The organism is Maribellus luteus (genome assembly GCF_003576475.1).
Classification (GTDB): Bacteria; Bacteroidota; Bacteroidia; order Bacteroidales; family Prolixibacteraceae; genus Draconibacterium; species Draconibacterium luteum.
This window is the reverse complement of record NZ_QWGR01000108.1, coordinates 1-671: the sequence shown is the minus strand read 5'-3', so window position 1 is coordinate 671 and position 671 is coordinate 1. Positions and strand designations below refer to the sequence as shown.

Sequence of the window (671 nt, the reverse complement as noted above, 5' to 3'; positions counted from 1 at the left end):
GGACAACAGCAACGACGGGCGCCTCGGCTGGGACACCTTCCTGTGCTCCCGCCCCGCGCAGCAGGACCGCAGCGATGCGCAATACACGCTCGCGCCGCTGCATTGATACCGACACATTCATCGATTCTTCCGGAGCGCTGCCGCCATGGCCATCCCACTCAAAACCCTGATCGCCAAGCTGAATGCGACGAGCCGGCAAGCCGCCGAGCGCGCCGCTTCGCTGTGCATGGCGCGCGGCAATTACGAGGTCGATCTCGAACACCTGTTCCTGGCGCTGCTGGAAAACCGCCGCAGCGACTTTGCCGTGGCCGCCCGCGCCAGCGGCATCGACCTGGTCGCGCTGCAACGTGACCTGGAAGCCGAGATCGGCCGCTTCCAGACCGGCAATACGCGCACGCCGGCGTTCTCGCCGTATCTGCCGAAACTGTTCGAGCATGGCTGGCTGATCGCCTCGCTCGATTCGCAAATCACGCGCATCCGCTCGGGCCATCTGCTGCTGGCGCTGCTGACCGAGCCCAGCCTGTCGGCGCTCGCGCAACGGGGCTCGCGCCTGTTCGGGCAGATTGAAGCCGACCGCTTGAAGCACGACTTCGATCGGCTGACCGCCGGTTCGGACGAACAAGAGCAGGCGGTCGACATTGCCGACGACGGCGCAGACGCTACGCAAGGCG

1 protein-coding gene is annotated in these 671 nt (G+C 66.2%); it reads left to right on the top strand.

What is annotated here, in order from left to right:
* Window positions 1-145 precede the first annotated feature (145 nt).
* Window positions 146-671 (top strand): Clp protease N-terminal domain-containing protein (locus tag D1614_RS28150; protein WP_497006672.1); only part of this gene is annotated, 526 nt, incomplete at its 3' end.